Here is a 14,314-nt window from a genome sequence, read left to right on the forward strand (position 1 = left end):
CAATCGTGCCGATGTTGACGTGCGGTTTTGTACGCTCAAACTTTTCCTTTGCCATTCCTCAGGCGCCCTTTTGCGATTTGGGGGACCCTTGGTCCCGTGGTTACATCTGCGCGCGCGAGATATTTGGTTCGCAGGGGAAAATCAAGCACATCCTGAGGGAAAAGCCGTTTACGACGCTGGATTTTGCGTGAGCTCGCCGGAATCCAGCGGCTGGATCAGATCGGGGCGACTTTTGAACCAACCGTTCTGTTGATGTTCTTCGGCCAGCCATTCCTCGACTCGGTCCGCAACCTTCAAGGCCAGACCGCTCATCTGCTCTTCTTTAGTACGCTCATGGCCCGAGCCCTTTAACGCGCTGCCGCCAGTGGTGTCTTCCAGAACCTGAAATTGTTTGCCCTTGGCCAGAAATTCTTTCTTGTTCACATCATAGACATTCACCAGCACAATCGCGGTGCTGCGTGGGTTGTAGATCACCGGAATGCCCGGAGGTGCCAGCATATATCCCTCTAGGCTGATGCCGATATCATAATCCTGCGCGCCTTCGTATCGGCCAAGGCGGATATCCACCGCATTCTGGATCGCGGCCGTCCACTCGTCCGGCGTAGCGTCGCGTGAGACCGGTCCCTGAACCGCCTTTTCGGCAAAGGCATAGTTTACGCGCAGTTTGAATTCGCCGAGCGACTCGGGCTCTTCGTACACTTGCGTCTGCGTACACGCGCCCAACAGGGCCAGTCCGGTGATCAAGGTCAAAATGCGCAACATGTCTCTCGTCTCGATAGGCCTGTTTTCTTTGATTTAGCGCACCGATACGGACTGTGCCAAGCCGTATCGGCGGAATTCCCCGCAAGCGGTCGCAAAATCACGAGAATTTATAGTCCCTCGGGAAGCCGTAAGGCGGCTTTTTCCCGACGCTGGCGCGTTTGGCCAGCCATTGAGACATATCCGCCTCGTGCCGGGTCTTGTCGCCACCCATGGACCATTTCAGGCCCTCCTCCCAGTTGAAAGTGGTGATGTCGGACAGACCGCCATCCAGCTCCAGCGTGCCCTGACGCCCGCGCGCCATGTTGTATTTCTGCAAACGTACACCCTTGCCGCGGGTCATCTCAGGCAATTCTTCGGTCGGGAAGACCAGGAACTTGCCGTTTTGAGACACCACCGCTACGTGGTCGCCCGCGACCGGTTTGCAGATCACCGCCGTTTCATCACCTTTGACGTTCAGCACCTGCTTGCCGTTGCGGGTCTGCGCCAGCACGTCATCCTCGGGCACCATGAACCCGTTGCCCGCATCCGAAGCCACCAACAGCTTGCGCCCCGGCTTGTGGATCAGGATGTCGATGATCTGCGCCTCGTTCGGCAGGTCGACCATCAGACGCAGCGGCTCGCCCATGCCCCGCCCGCCAGGCAGGTTGGCGGCGCTGACCGTGTAGAACCGACCGTTTGAGGCAAAGACCAACAGGCGGTCCGTGGTCTCCGCGTGGAAGATGAAACGCGGGCCGTCACCGTCCTTGAACTTCAGCTCGCGCTTGAGGTCGATATGGCCGGTCATGGCGCGAATCCAGCCCATCTGCGAACAGACGACCGTGATCGGCTCCTTGTCGATCATCGCCTCAAGCGGCACTTCCTCGACCTGTCCAGCCTCGGCGAATTGGGTACGGCGTGCGCCGCCTTCGTAGTCTTTACCAAAGGTCTTCTTGGTCTCTTTCAACTGCTCGGCGATCTTGGCCCATTGCAGTGCGGGATCAGCCAGCAGGTCTTCGAGATTGGCGCGCTCTTCCATCAACGCGTCACGCTCGCGGACCAGCTCCATCTCTTCCAGACGGCGCAGGCTTCGCAAGCGCATGTTGAGGATGGCGTCGACCTGAACCTCGGACAGTTCGCCCTCGCCCGGTTTGGGCGAGACATAGTCGGATTCGTCCGTCGCGCGAACGTGGTCGATGCCCCAATCTTCGCGCATCAAAGCAGCTTTGGGATCATCGTCATAACGGATGATGTCAATCACACGGTCGAGGTTCAGGAAGGCAACGATAAAGCCCTCCAACACTTCTAACCGGTGGTCGATCTTAGCCATGCGGTGACGCGAACGCCGCAACAACACCTCTTGCCGGTGGTCAAGGAAGGCGCGCAGCACTTCCTTCATCGAGCAGACCTTGGGCGTCACCCCGTCGATCAGCACGTTCATATTCAGGCTGAAACGCACCTCAAGGTCCGAGTTGCGGTAGAGCATCCCCATCAGCACCTCGGGGTCCACGTTTTTAGAACGCGGCTCAAGGATCAGACGAATGTCATCCGCGGATTCATCGCGGACATCGCCGAGGATGGGGATTTTCTTGGTCTGGATCAGCTCCGCGATCTTTTCGATCAGCTTGGATTTCTGAACCTGATATGGGATCTCGGTGACAACGATCTGCCACTGGCCACGCCCCAGATCCTCGACCTCATACTTACAGCGCAGGCGGAACGATCCACGCCCGGTGCGATAAGCCTGCGCGATATTCTCAGGGGGCTCGACAATCACGCCACCAGTCGGAAAGTCCGGGCCGGGGACATAGTTCAGCAGCGTGTCATCCCGCGCGTCCGGCGTTTTGATCAGATGCAGACAGGCATCGCAGAGCTCAGAGATATTATGCGGCGGGATATTCGTCGCCATGCCCACCGCGATACCACTGGCGCCGTTTGCCAGCAGGTTCGGGAACTGCGCCGGCAGAACGACCGGTTCAGTCAGCGTCCCGTCATAGTTGTCACGGAAATCAACAGCGTCTTCGTTCAGACCTTCCAGCAGCGCTTCGGCCACGATGGTCATCCGCGCCTCGGTGTATCGCGAGGCCGCCGGATTGTCGCCGTCAATGTTGCCGAAATTCCCCTGCCCGTCGACCAGCGGGTATCGGACGTTAAAGTCCTGCGCTAGACGCGCCATCGCGTCGTAAATCGCGGCATCACCGTGGGGGTGATAGTTACCCATCACGTCGCCCGAGATCTTGGCGGACTTACGGAATCCCCCTGTCGCGCTGAGTCGCAGCTCGCGCATTGCATAGAGGATTCGCCGGTGAACCGGCTTCAGACCATCGCGCGCATCGGGCAGCGCCCGGTGCATGATGGTGGACAAAGCATAGGTCAGATAGCGTTCGCCAATCGCGCGGCGCAGCGGTTCGGCTACCTCGCCCCCACCTTCGGGGGCCTCCATGTTGGGGTCGTCGATCGTGTCGTTCATATATGATGTGATACGACGCAAGCGCGCCGCGGTAAAGCAACCGGCAAGCATTTTGCTGGGGACAAGTGGCGCTTTTTGCAACAGGGGGAGGCAACCGACGGATTTCCCCCGATCTTTCGACTCGAGACCTCAGATATGGTAAGCTCTCGGTCATTAGACTGCTGCCTATTTCATCTTTTACGATTACCCGGGGGAAGCGCCATGACGCGCCTTATCGTTGTTAGTTTCGCTGCACTTGGCTGGTGTTTTTACGTCATGAGCGGTGGGCCAGACTTTGAACCGCGCGGCCTGCGTGCCGAACAGCCTGTGCGTGTCGCCACCCAATCCAAGCCAGTGCAGATCGCACCTGCGCCTGCCCAAAATCTTGTGACCAATGTCGCCAGCCGCACCCCGGCCGTCCGGGCCAAACCGATCGAGCCTCAACCGGCCGTTGTTGAATTTGTGACTGAAACCGCAAGCGTTGAAGCGCTCAGGGAAATTTCGGTTTTTGATGATCAAACTTCCAATTTTACGCTCGCATCGCTTGAAGATGGAGTGAGCGGCCTGCAGCAGATCGAACCAGAAGCGCCTGAACAGATCGCGGAACCGATTGCCCCCACTGAGCCCGAGAAGGACATTCGCGAGATTTCTGGAACACGGGTCAATCTCCGCGACGGTCCCGGCACGATCTATCCAATCATCGCAAAGGTCGGCATTGGCCAGAAAGTCGAAATCCTGAGCGACTCGGGCACAGGTTGGCTTCGCCTGCGCGTGTTGCCGCAGCAACAGGTCGGATGGATATCGGCATCTCTGGTCGAAAAACCCGTAAACTGACGCAGTGCAACGATTGTCCCACCCGGTATCACGCCCTAGCTAGGGGTAAGGCTTGGTATCGGGGACACTATGCAGAAATCGATTCTAATAACCGGCTGTTCGTCCGGAATCGGGCTGGACGCAGCGCATGGCATGCGCGCTCGCGGTTGGCGCGTCTTTGCATCGTGCCGACAGCAGCGGGACTGTGACAGGCTACGCGCGCAAGGCTTTGAAAGCCCCCGCATCGACTATACCGACACCGACTGCATCGCCGCTGGTCTGGCCGAGGTGCTTGAGGCCACCGGAGGCACGTTGGACGCACTGTTCAACAACGGAGCCCACGGTCTACCCGGCGCAGTCGAAGATCTGCCCACCGACGGGTTGCGCGCGATCTTCGAGGCTAATTTCTTTGGCTGGCACGAACTGACCCGTCAGGTCATCCCGGTGATGCGAGCGCAAGGCCACGGGCGAATCGTGCAGAACTCCTCGGTTCTGGGACTGGTCGCCTTCCCCTGGCGCGGAGCTTATGTGGCCACAAAATATGCGATCGAGGGCCTGACCGACACATTGCGGTTGGAACTGGCGGATACCGACATCAAGGTCAGCCTGATCGAACCCGGCCCGATCACCTCGAAAATCCGCGAGAACTCGATCCCTTTCTTCGAACGTTTCATCGACTGGCAGAACTCAGCCCTGCGCGAGCGGTATCAGGCGACACTGTTGAAAAGGCTATACGAAACCTCAGGCACAGATCGGTTTGAACTGCCCGCATCCGCCGTGACCGACAAGCTGGCCCATGCGGTCGAGGCAAAACGACCGCGCCCCCGCTACTACGTTACGACTCCAACTTACATCGCAGGCTACCTGCGCCGCATTCTGCCAACACGTACGATTGACCGTATCCTCTCGGACGTCTGAGGCGAAATTACCCGTTCGCTTTTCTCCGCCATGGGTCTAGATGGTAAGCTAATGCAAAAAACGCGGACGGTGTACCCATGGACCTATTGATGGTCGTATTATTGCTGGCGATGGCGGCGGTGGTCGTCGTGCTGGTGATCGGCATTTCAAACTTCGGCAAGGCAGGGAAAAGTGCCGCGCTGAAAAGCAACAAGATGATGCAGCTGCGCATCCTGTTTCAGTTCATTGCCGTGGTGCTGATCGTGCTCTACGTCTGGCTTCGCGGACAGGGAGGTCAGTAAATGGTTGTACTTAACAAAATCTACACGCGCACCGGCGATGACGGCAAAACAGCCTTGGGCAATGGGGAACGCGTTGCCAAGTATTCGGGTCGAGTTGCTGCGTATGGCACGGTGGATGAACTGAATTCATTTGTCGGCGTCGCCCGAACCGAAGCTGATGGTGAGGTCGAAGCCGCGCTGTCGCGCATCCAGAATGACCTGTTCGATCTGGGTGCCGATTTCTGCCGCCCCGACATGGATAAGGATGCCGAGGCTGAATACACGCCGCTGCGCATCGTACCCTCTCAGATCGACAGGCTTGAGGCTGAGATCGACGTCATGAACGAAGCGCTGGCGCCGCTGCGCAGCTTCATCCTGCCCGGTGGGTCACGCCTGGCGGCCCATCTACATGTGTGCCGCACCGTCTCGCGCAGGGCCGAGCGTCTGGCGGTTGAGCTGACCAATATGGAACCTGTCAACGAGGTGGCGGTAAAATACCTCAATCGCCTAAGCGACTGGTTTTTCGTGGCCGCTCGCTGCGCGAACGAAAACGGCTCGGCGGATGTGCTGTGGGTTCCGGGCGCGAACCGCTGAAGCGTTGGCTTGAGCGCGCCGTAGCGTCAAAAAATATGAAACGCGACGTCCCAAGCCCACGAGATGACGATTTTGCCCTGTTGTCGTGTGTCTTGAGACGTTATTCAGACGTCCGAGAGCATTGGTGGAGTCGCGTCGCGGCTCACCGTTATTTGTGAGGAGCAAGCGCAAAATGAAGGTACTCGTGCCTGTCAAACGCGTGATTGACTATAACGTGAAAGTTCGCGTCAAAGCGGACGGCAGCGGTGTTGATCTCGCCAATGTCAAAATGTCGATGAACCCGTTCGACGAGATCGCCGTCGAAGAGGCGATCCGTCTGAAAGAAGCAGGCAAGGCGGATGAAGTCGTCGCTGTTTCCGTCGGCGTCAAGCAGGCGCAGGAAACCCTGCGCACCGCTCTGGCCATGGGTGCCGACCGCGCAATTCTGGTTGTTGCGGCTGATGACGTGCACACCGATATCGAACCGCTGGCCGTTGCCAAGATCCTGGCCAAAGTGGTCGAGGAAGAGCAGCCGGGTCTGGTTCTGGCGGGCAAGCAGGCGATCGACAACGACATGAACGCCACCGGTCAGATGTTGTCGGCCCTGTTGGGCTGGAGCCAAGGCACCTTCGCCTCTGAGGTGGATATCGAAGGCGACAGCGCCAAGATCACCCGCGAGGTTGACGGCGGTCTGCAGACCATCAGCGTCAAGATGCCGACCATCGTGACCGTTGACCTGCGCCTGAACGAGCCGCGCTATGCTTCGCTGCCCAACATCATGAAGGCGAAGAAAAAGCCGCTGGACGAGAAAACTGCTGCCGATTACGGCGTCGACGTCACTCCTCGTCTGGAAATCGTCAAAACCGAAGAGCCGCCGGCACGTGCCGCTGGTATCGTCGTGGGCTCGGTTGACGAGCTGGTTGCGAAACTCAAAGAAGCGGGGGCTGTGTAATGGCTGTTCTTCTTCTCGCCGAAGTCAATAATGGTGAACTGGCGCTGGACGCCACCGCCAAAGCCGTTAACGCCGCGAAGGCGCTGGGTGACGTGACCGTTCTGGCCGCAGGTGGTTCTGCCGCTGCTGCCGGTGAGGCTGCCGCAAAGATCGACGGTGTCTCCAAGGTTCTGGTTGCCGAAGACGCATCACTGGGTCACCGCCTGGCGGAATCGACCGCAGCCCTGATCGTGGGCCTGGCCGATGGCTATGAGCACATCGTCGCACCGGCTACCACCGACGCCAAGAACGTGATGCCCCGCGTCGCAGCCCTGCTGGACGCGATGGTGATCTCGGATGCATCCGGCGTGGTTGACGGTTCGACCTTCGAGCGTCCGATTTACGCAGGCAACGCGATCCAGACCGTGAAATCGAACGACGCCAAGAAAGTCGTCACCTTCCGTACCGCGTCCTTCGATGCTGCAGGCGAAGGCGGCTCGGCCGCGGTCGAGACGATCTCGGTTGGTGACAACCCGGGTCTGTCTTCGTGGGTCGAGGACAAGGTTGCCGAAAGCGATCGCCCGGAACTGACCTCGGCTGGCGTTGTTGTCTCGGGCGGCCGTGGCGTCGGCTCGGAAGAGGACTTCAAACTGATCGAAACCCTGGCAGACAAGCTGGGCGCCGCCGTTGGCGCGTCGCGCGCCGCCGTTGACTCGGGCTACGCTCCGAACGACTGGCAGGTGGGTCAGACCGGTAAGGTTGTTGCCCCTGATCTGTATGTTGCCGTCGGCATCTCGGGCGCGATCCAGCACCTTGCTGGTATGAAGGACTCGAAGGTCATCGTTGCGATCAACAAAGACGAAGAAGCACCAATTTTCCAGGTTGCTGACTTCGGTCTGGTTGCCGACCTGTTCCAAGCCGTACCGGAACTGACCGAAAAACTCGGCTGATCTTAAGCCGAGGCTTTTCGACGAAAAATCTGACAGGCCCGCCAAAATGGCGGGCCTTTTTCTTAGCGCAGATCCCGAATTGGACCCGCCAGCGCCTCGGCTATGGTCCTGTGCGCAGCAGGCCCAATCATGTACTCAGCCATCGGCTGCTGCAAAGTTCCGAATAGCATGTCTTCAAGCTCGTCCGATTGCCCAGAAACGCTGACAGTCTCACGCACGATTGCCGCGCAAAAAGGTCTAACCGCGTCCAGCAATCCAAGAGACAATGGCACGTCTGCTTCATCGGCAGGGTCCCCGCCATCCGATTGACCAACAACCTGCAAACAGAGAAGAATCACTGGCACGTCCAGTTTTTCCAGCAGGGCCCGCATCTGCTTTAACCAATTGCGCCGTAGCTCATCTGCGACGGCTTCGAAACGTGCGTCCTGATGGTCGCGCAACAGCGCCATCAGGTGATGCACGAAATTCACGTCGGCAAAATCGACATCGGGGTATAGCGAGATCAGATCATCCGTGGCGGCCAGAAATCGATCGTTCCGCCTTGGATGGACGCGATAGAAGCGATTCGATTGTCCAAGTAGGTCCGGCGCTTGCAACACGCACAGTTCAGCCTTGTCCATCAACGACTGAAGACCGGAATCGCGACACAACGCGTCGACACCGCAGAACAGGCTGCCAAGGTTTAAACACCGCCTGTCAAGCTTGTCTTCCAAAACGGACGCGAACGGAGTTTCGACGAAACGGCCAAACGTCTCTGTCCCACCGATGCAAGCCATATATGGCGTATCCAGTGATCGCTCGGGACCACGAAACCAAAGCCGCGAACCCGAATACCGGCAGACGGCATCCTCGGGAACCCCCGAGCCTGTTTGGTAATAGCTCATTACACTCACCCATTTTTCACCCGGGAGACACTTTGCAGCGGCATATCTTGAGAAATTACTAATGTGCGCATTTGAAGCAAATTCGATGGGTCTCATCCTCTTGCCGCCCGCCCCCATCTGCCGATACTGTCGCCGTAACCCGTGGGACAGAGGCACCTGAATATGGATGTAAAATCAGTCGGAGTGATTGGCGCAGGTCAGATGGGCAACGGTATCGCCCATGTGTTGGCCTTGGCGGATTATGATGTTGTTCTGAACGATGTCAGCCAGGATGCGTTAAACGCTGCGATGGCCATTATTGAAGGCAATTTGGCCCGCCAGGCATCACGCGGAAAGATAACGGATGAGGCGGTACAGAACGCCTTGAAACGCATCACAACCACGCTGGAATTGCCGCAACTGGGCAAGACCGATCTGGTGATCGAGGCGGCCACCGAACGCGAAGCGATTAAGCAGGCGATTTTTGAGGATCTGCAACCTCATCTTCTGCCGCATACGATTCTGACATCGAATACGTCGTCTATATCGATCACGCGTCTGGCCAGCCGTACGGACCGCCCCGAAAGGTTCATGGGTTTTCATTTCATGAACCCGGTTCCCGTTATGCAACTGGTCGAACTGATTCGCGGCATCGCCACAGATGAAGAAACGTTCAGCGCGTGTAAGGCCGTCGTCGACAAGCTGGGGAAAACTGCAGCCAGCGCCGAGGACTTTCCGGCCTTTATCGTGAACCGTATTCTCATGCCAATGATCAACGAGGCGGTTTACACGCTGTACGAAGGGGTCGGGAATGTGCAGTCGATCGACCAGTCGATGAAACTAGGGGCAAACCATCCTATGGGGCCCTTGGAACTGGCCGACTTTATTGGGCTGGACACGTGTTTGGCCATCATGAACGTGCTGCATGATGGTTTGGCGGACACCAAGTATCGCCCTTGCCCATTGCTCACGAAATATGTTGAGGCAGGGTGGCTTGGTCGCAAATCCCAGCGCGGGTTTTATGACTATCGAGGTGAGTTCCCCGTTCCGACCCGGTGAAGGGGGCCAGCCCCCTCGCCCGGACGTTGTCCGGGCTCACCCCCGAGATATTTTTAGCCAGATGAAGCAGCGGATCAGGTTCCGCGTGTCTCGCCCAAGGACAAAGTGTGCTTTCGGAGCCACGCCATGAAACCGCGTGGATCGCGTTCCAGAAGTTGCATGTCATCTTCCGATATAGGTTCACCAATGACTGGGGATTGAGGCTTGTTACAAGACCGGACGATCTCGTGCAGCAAAAGGCCCTGGCGCATAATGGCTGATAGTTTGTTCGCGATCTGATAGGCGCGAGAGTTGCGGCCCGGGAAGAAAATCGGCACCACCTGCGCGCCGGATCTCCGGATCATCTTGGCAGTGAAAACGTTCCACTCGCGTTCAATCGCAGGGCCGAACCAATCATCCGAGGACATAACGACACCTGACGGGAACAGAGCCACAACGCCTCCGTTTTTAAGGTGATCCATCGCCTTGCCACGCATTTCCAGCATTTTGGCCTGCGCTTCCGGGTCATGCGGGAAAGGCACTGGAATCATAAACGACGTCGCGGCCTCATCCAGGCCAGTCAGGACCGAGCGTGTCAGAATGCGATAGTCGTTGCGCACCTGACCGATAAGCTCGGCCAGAATCATGCCATCGACCATACCGTGAGGATGATTTGCCACGACGACCACAGGTCCGGTTTTGGGGATACGGGCAATCTGTTCCTGCGGTGTGGTCAGATTGATTCCCATCACCTCAAGCGCGCCGCCCCAGAAACGCTGGCCCCGGTAGTATTCGTTCTTCTTCTCAAACTTGTTGACCATACGCAAAATGGTCAGCTTACCGGTGCACCATTCGATGGCGCGAATGGCTGTCGCGGTCCAGGCGTCGTCAAACGAGTTCGCATAGGTCAGGGTTCTACGGTCGTAGATTTCGCCCTGGTCCTCGGTCCCATCGACAACCGGGCCTGTCTTGGTCTCGTGCGTAGTTTCCGCCAATTCCTGGTCTTCCCGTTCTTGGTATCGCGGCTGACGCGCTCAGAACCCCTCCCCGAACTTGTCGTTCACGAGGGTTTCCAACGCATCGGCCAACGCCTCAGCATCCGGTCCGGACGTCTCGACGTCAATAGTCGTTCCACGCGACGCTGCCAACATCAAAAGACCCATAATACTGTCGCCCGACGCTGAAAGCCCGTCTTTTGACACTTCGGCCTGTGCATCGAACCCTTCGACCACTTCAACCAACTTAGCCGAGGCGCGCGCGTGAAGGCCCTTTTCATTAACTATTTTCAAGCTTCGGGTGGTCATTCTTAGTCGGTCCGCTCTTGGTCAAATGTCACGTTTTGCGCATTGATATACTTGCGCCCAGCTTCCATCGCCTGCCGCACCGCGTCGCCAATTGGCAAGTGGCGGGATTTAGCCAGTTTGATCAACATAGGCAGATTTGCACCGTAAAGGATACGTCGGTCATGAGGTGCGCAAGCGCGCAAGCTGAGATTCGACGGGCTGCCGCCGAAAAGATCTGTCACGACAACGACGCCATCGCCAACATCAACGCTGTCGGCGGCAGCACAGATTTCTGCCTGCTTGGCCTCGCGGTCATGGTCCGCTTCTATCGAAATCGCCGCAAGGCCAGGTTGCTTTCCCACGACATGCTGCATGGCCGCAAGATATTCCTGCGCCAATCCACCATGTGCTACGAGTACGATCCCGATCAATCCGGCCTCACATTCAACGATCGACGTTCCATTTCGCGATGCCTAATTGCCACCTGCTGCCCCCCTTCCGCAAGAGCCTTTGCAACCGCTTCCGCTGTGGCGACCGATCTGTGCTGACCGCCCGTACACCCGAATGCAACGGACAGATGCGCTTTTCCTTCGGCACGATAGGCCGGAAGCAGGATTAAAAGCAGATCGACCACGCGCTCAAAAAACGGCGCATAATTTCCGTCTGATTGAACGTAGCGCGCCACGTCCGGGTTTCGACCGTCTTCGCCCCGCAGGTCTGGCTGCCAGTATGGGTTTGCGAGGAAACGGCAATCAAATACCATGTCCAGACCACGGGGTAACCCGCGTTTATACGAAAACGACTCGACCGATACAGCTAGATGTCGGCCTCCCTGTGGCGCGAACCAACGTTCGACCTCTTGCCGCAGCTGGTGCACGTTGAGCGGGCTGGTATCAATTAGCGTGTCAGCAATCTCTCGGATCGGCGCCAGCAACTCTTTTTCCTGCATCACCCCGGTTTCAGGGCTGGCATTCGCCGCGACTGGATGGCGCCGTCGCGTTTCAGAGAACCGACGCAGCAAGACCTCATCGCTGCAATCGAGATACAAGGTGGCCAGGTCGACATCAGCCATACGGCGCAGTTTCGCGGCCAGTTCGATAAAACCAATTGTCGAGAAATCCCGATTTCTTGCATCCAGCCCCAAAGCCATGGGCCGCTCGCGCGCCGGTCCTTCCAGCAAGCGAAGCAATAGGCCCATCGGTAAATTGTCTATGGCTTCAAAACCCAAATCTTCGAGCACCCGAATAGCAGTGGATCTCCCCGCACCAGAAGGTCCGGTCACCAGAACTATCCGTTGTTGTGTCATGCGTTCGGCCATTCTGGACCCACTCGCCCCATTTTCAAAAGCTGCATAAGAGCTGCTGACAAATTGGGGGCAGCCGCTGCCCGTAGCAAGGGAACAGTTTGCCTCAGGGCGAGAACAGTTGCGTGTTCGGGCAGGCGCGCGTGCTCGGGCGTATCTAGATCAACAACATAACAAAGTGGGACGGGCCCGACCGGAACAGCTTGCAGAAGGCCGATACCACGGGCCTCGATTATGCCGCTAATATTGGGGGCGGCATCCGCTAATACAGCTCCGCTCTTCATGCGTAGACTGACGCGGTCGTCTGCAACCAACCCGGCCCCCGCCGCCATCATCTGCAACCCAAGCGCGGATTTCCCTGAACCGGACGCGCCAATGATCAAGATACCGCGCCCGTCGACCGCAACGCAGGTGGCGTGAACAACTGCGGAATCCAGATTTTCAACGGCCGACAGCGTGGTGTCCGGCATGACCTATACGGGCAACCCGACGACGAACCGGGCGCCCAGCGGATCCGAGGTGATGTCCGCTTCGGTCGGTCGAATGTTTTCGGCCCAGATAACGCCGCCATGTGCTTCGACAATCTGCTTGGAAATCGCCAAACCAAGGCCCGAGTTGTTCCCGAAATGCTCGGCCGGGCGTTGGGAATAGAAGCGCTTGAACACCTTCGTCAGTGCCTGTTCCGGGATACCGGGACCGGTGTCTTCAACCACAATCAAGACCCGATTTTCGCGCTGGCGGACCCAGACACGTATCGCATCGCTGTCCTCGCAGAAAGAAATCGCATTGGTGATTAAGTTGACAAAGACCTGTGCAAGGCGTGCTTCGAGACCGTGGATCACGATCGGTTGACTCGGCATATCCGTGATGTAATCGATGCCTTTTTCGCGCGCGTCCTCGCCCAAATACTGGCCGATGTTGCCCAGTAGCTTGAGCAGGTCGAACGGCTGCTCTTCTTCCTTGACCAGTTCGGCATCAAGACGCGATGCATTTGAGATATCGCTGACCAGACGATCCAACCGCCGCACATCGTGCTCGATCACACCCAGCAGTTTGTCTCGCTGGTCTTCGCGTTTGACCATACGCAGGGTGCCAACTGCGGATTGCAGGCTGGCCAAAGGATTCTTGATCTCGTGTGACACATCGGCGGCGAACTGTTCATTTGCGTCAATGCGGTTGTAAAGCGCCGTGACCATGCCTCGCAATGCCCGGCTAAGACGCCCTATTTCATCCGGCCGCGCACTGAGGTCAGGGATACGGATACGACCAGGGTTCATACCTGTGCCACGGTCTCTGCCCGTCTCTGCAGCAGAGGCCAAATCCGCCAATGGGTTTGCAATGGTCGAGGCCAAAACAAGGCTTAACCCGATGGAGACAAGCAAGGCGACCACGAACATCTGTAGAATACGCTCTTGCTCGCGTCGCGCCAGAGCGTCAATTTCGCCTGCGGGGCCCGTTATCGCAACAGCCCCAACTGGTACTCCGTCCTGCAGGATCGGCGTAGCCGCAACGACGACCGTCTCGCGTTGTTCGTCCTTTACCGCCTGAACCTGTGTTGCGCCATCAAGCGCTGAGGGGACAATAGCCTGAACCCGCTGCGCCAAAGTGGGTGCCGTGCTGGGATCGTAATTCGTGAAAACGCGGGTCAGGCCGTTCCACACCGCATTCAATGCGTCGCTGATCAGCGTGCTGCCTGTCTGAACCTCGGCATCAGTTCGCAGCAGCACGGCCATTGTGGATGATGAAGCCTCACCGCGCGTCCAACCGATAAGAGTGCCGGACATGTCATACACAAAAACTTCGCCACCCGGCGGCAGGCTCAGACCGGCCAAAGTGTCTTCAACGTCCAATTGACTGGCATCTTGCGACGGTTGATCGCCGGTTTGACGCAACCGTGTTTCAAAGACGTTGCTGACCAGTTGCGCGTTTCCGACGATATTTCGCGCAGTCTGCTGAACTTGTTCCTCACGAGAATCGTCCAAGTACAACAGTCCAGTTACCAGAATAACCAAGGCCACCAAGTTGATAGTAACGATTTTGCGCGCCAGCGGGGACTCACGCAAGGCGAACAGATTTCGGCGACGCCGCGATGCGCGCAGCTCGCCTGATTCTCCGTCCTGTGGAATGACCCAATCATCCCCCAGAACGACATCGCCATCCTTGAATTCGCTGGCTTGTTCCGTATCGCGCACGAG

17 protein-coding genes are annotated in these 14,314 nt (G+C 57.8%); 8 read left to right on the plus strand and 9 right to left on the minus strand.

Features of this window, described 5'->3' with window-relative positions:
- The coding region (locus GOW48_RS22345; RefSeq protein WP_214646858.1) for a hypothetical protein at positions 1-191 on the plus strand (191 nt) is incomplete at its 5' end.
- Here GOW48_RS22345 and GOW48_RS21045 read toward each other — a convergent pair.
- Positions 169-762: a hypothetical protein gene (locus tag GOW48_RS21045; RefSeq protein ID WP_170356706.1), complete on the minus strand. Its 594-nt coding sequence runs from the start codon at positions 760-762 to the stop codon at positions 169-171. The two genes, GOW48_RS22345 and GOW48_RS21045, sit on opposite strands and share 23 nt — an antisense overlap.
- 97 nt (positions 763-859) lie before the next feature.
- Positions 860-3,208 carry a DNA topoisomerase IV subunit A gene (gene parC / locus GOW48_RS21050; RefSeq protein ID WP_170756049.1) on the minus strand — a complete coding sequence of 783 codons (2,349 nt, stop codon included), beginning with the start codon at positions 3,206-3,208 and terminating at the stop codon, positions 860-862.
- Positions 3,209-3,409: 201 nt separating this feature from the next.
- On the opposite strand from parC, the gene GOW48_RS21055 reads away from it, so the two are divergent.
- The 6 genes from GOW48_RS21055 (at position 3,410) to GOW48_RS21080 (ending at position 7,632) form a co-directional block, all read left to right on the plus strand.
- Positions 3,410-4,021 carry an SH3 domain-containing protein gene (locus GOW48_RS21055; protein WP_234899568.1) on the plus strand — a complete coding sequence of 204 codons (612 nt, stop codon included), beginning with the start codon at positions 3,410-3,412 and terminating at the stop codon, positions 4,019-4,021.
- Positions 4,022-4,090: 69 nt separating this feature from the next.
- Positions 4,091-4,918: an SDR family oxidoreductase gene (locus tag GOW48_RS21060; RefSeq protein WP_170756050.1), complete on the plus strand. Its 828-nt coding sequence runs from the start codon at positions 4,091-4,093 to the stop codon at positions 4,916-4,918.
- 77 nt (positions 4,919-4,995) lie between these two features.
- Positions 4,996-5,199, plus strand: a complete 204-nt coding sequence (locus GOW48_RS21065; protein ID WP_170356709.1) for a twin transmembrane helix small protein — start codon at positions 4,996-4,998, stop codon at positions 5,197-5,199.
- A complete protein-coding gene (locus GOW48_RS21070) occupies positions 5,200-5,772 on the plus strand; it encodes a cob(I)yrinic acid a,c-diamide adenosyltransferase (protein WP_170756051.1) in 573 nt (190 codons plus the stop codon).
- Between the two features lie 172 nt (positions 5,773-5,944).
- Complete coding sequence (locus GOW48_RS21075; RefSeq protein WP_170756052.1) at positions 5,945-6,703, plus strand: electron transfer flavoprotein subunit beta/FixA family protein; 759 nt, start codon at positions 5,945-5,947, stop codon at positions 6,701-6,703.
- Positions 6,703-7,632 carry an electron transfer flavoprotein subunit alpha/FixB family protein gene (locus tag GOW48_RS21080; RefSeq protein ID WP_170756053.1) on the plus strand — a complete coding sequence of 310 codons (930 nt, stop codon included), beginning with the start codon at positions 6,703-6,705 and terminating at the stop codon, positions 7,630-7,632. The genes GOW48_RS21075 and GOW48_RS21080 overlap by 1 nt, the downstream gene beginning before the upstream one ends.
- A gap of 62 nt (positions 7,633-7,694) precedes the next feature.
- Here the strand turns inward: GOW48_RS21080 and GOW48_RS21085 are convergent, their stop codons facing one another.
- On the minus strand, positions 7,695-8,516 hold the full coding sequence (locus GOW48_RS21085; protein WP_234899569.1) for a DUF6473 family protein: 822 nt from the start codon (positions 8,514-8,516) through the stop codon (positions 7,695-7,697).
- Between the two features lie 162 nt (positions 8,517-8,678).
- Here GOW48_RS21085 and GOW48_RS21090 point away from each other — a divergent pair, with 162 nt between their 5' ends.
- Positions 8,679-9,554, plus strand: coding sequence for a 3-hydroxybutyryl-CoA dehydrogenase (locus GOW48_RS21090; protein ID WP_170356713.1), 876 nt, complete (start codon positions 8,679-8,681; stop codon positions 9,552-9,554).
- A gap of 74 nt (positions 9,555-9,628) precedes the next feature.
- Here the strand turns inward: GOW48_RS21090 and GOW48_RS21095 are convergent, their stop codons facing one another.
- The 6 genes from GOW48_RS21095 to GOW48_RS21120 are packed head-to-tail and all read right to left on the minus strand — an operon-like array spanning position 9,629 to position 14,311.
- Complete coding sequence (locus GOW48_RS21095) at positions 9,629-10,528, minus strand: lysophospholipid acyltransferase family protein (RefSeq protein ID WP_170756054.1); 900 nt, start codon at positions 10,526-10,528, stop codon at positions 9,629-9,631.
- A gap of 39 nt (positions 10,529-10,567) precedes the next feature.
- On the minus strand, positions 10,568-10,837 hold the full coding sequence (locus GOW48_RS21100; protein WP_170356715.1) for an HPr family phosphocarrier protein: 270 nt from the start codon (positions 10,835-10,837) through the stop codon (positions 10,568-10,570).
- Positions 10,838-10,839: 2 nt separating this feature from the next.
- Positions 10,840-11,247 (minus strand): PTS sugar transporter subunit IIA, encoded by a 408-nt coding sequence (locus tag GOW48_RS21105; protein ID WP_170356716.1) that lies wholly within the window; start codon positions 11,245-11,247, stop codon positions 10,840-10,842.
- Positions 11,244-12,122: an RNase adapter RapZ gene (rapZ, locus tag GOW48_RS21110; protein ID WP_234899570.1), complete on the minus strand. Its 879-nt coding sequence runs from the start codon at positions 12,120-12,122 to the stop codon at positions 11,244-11,246. Before rapZ ends, GOW48_RS21105 begins: the two co-directional genes overlap by 4 nt.
- Positions 12,119-12,589, minus strand: coding sequence for an HPr kinase/phosphorylase (locus GOW48_RS21115; RefSeq protein ID WP_170756056.1), 471 nt, complete (start codon positions 12,587-12,589; stop codon positions 12,119-12,121). Before GOW48_RS21115 ends, rapZ begins: the two co-directional genes overlap by 4 nt.
- Before the next feature lie 3 nt (positions 12,590-12,592).
- Positions 12,593-14,311 carry an ATP-binding protein gene (locus GOW48_RS21120; protein ID WP_170356718.1) on the minus strand — a complete coding sequence of 573 codons (1,719 nt, stop codon included), beginning with the start codon at positions 14,309-14,311 and terminating at the stop codon, positions 12,593-12,595.
- Positions 14,312-14,314: the final 3 nt, after the last annotated feature.

The sequence above is a fragment of the Ruegeria lacuscaerulensis genome (assembly GCF_013033355.1).
Classification (GTDB): domain Bacteria; phylum Pseudomonadota; class Alphaproteobacteria; order Rhodobacterales; family Rhodobacteraceae; genus Ruegeria; species Ruegeria lacuscaerulensis_A.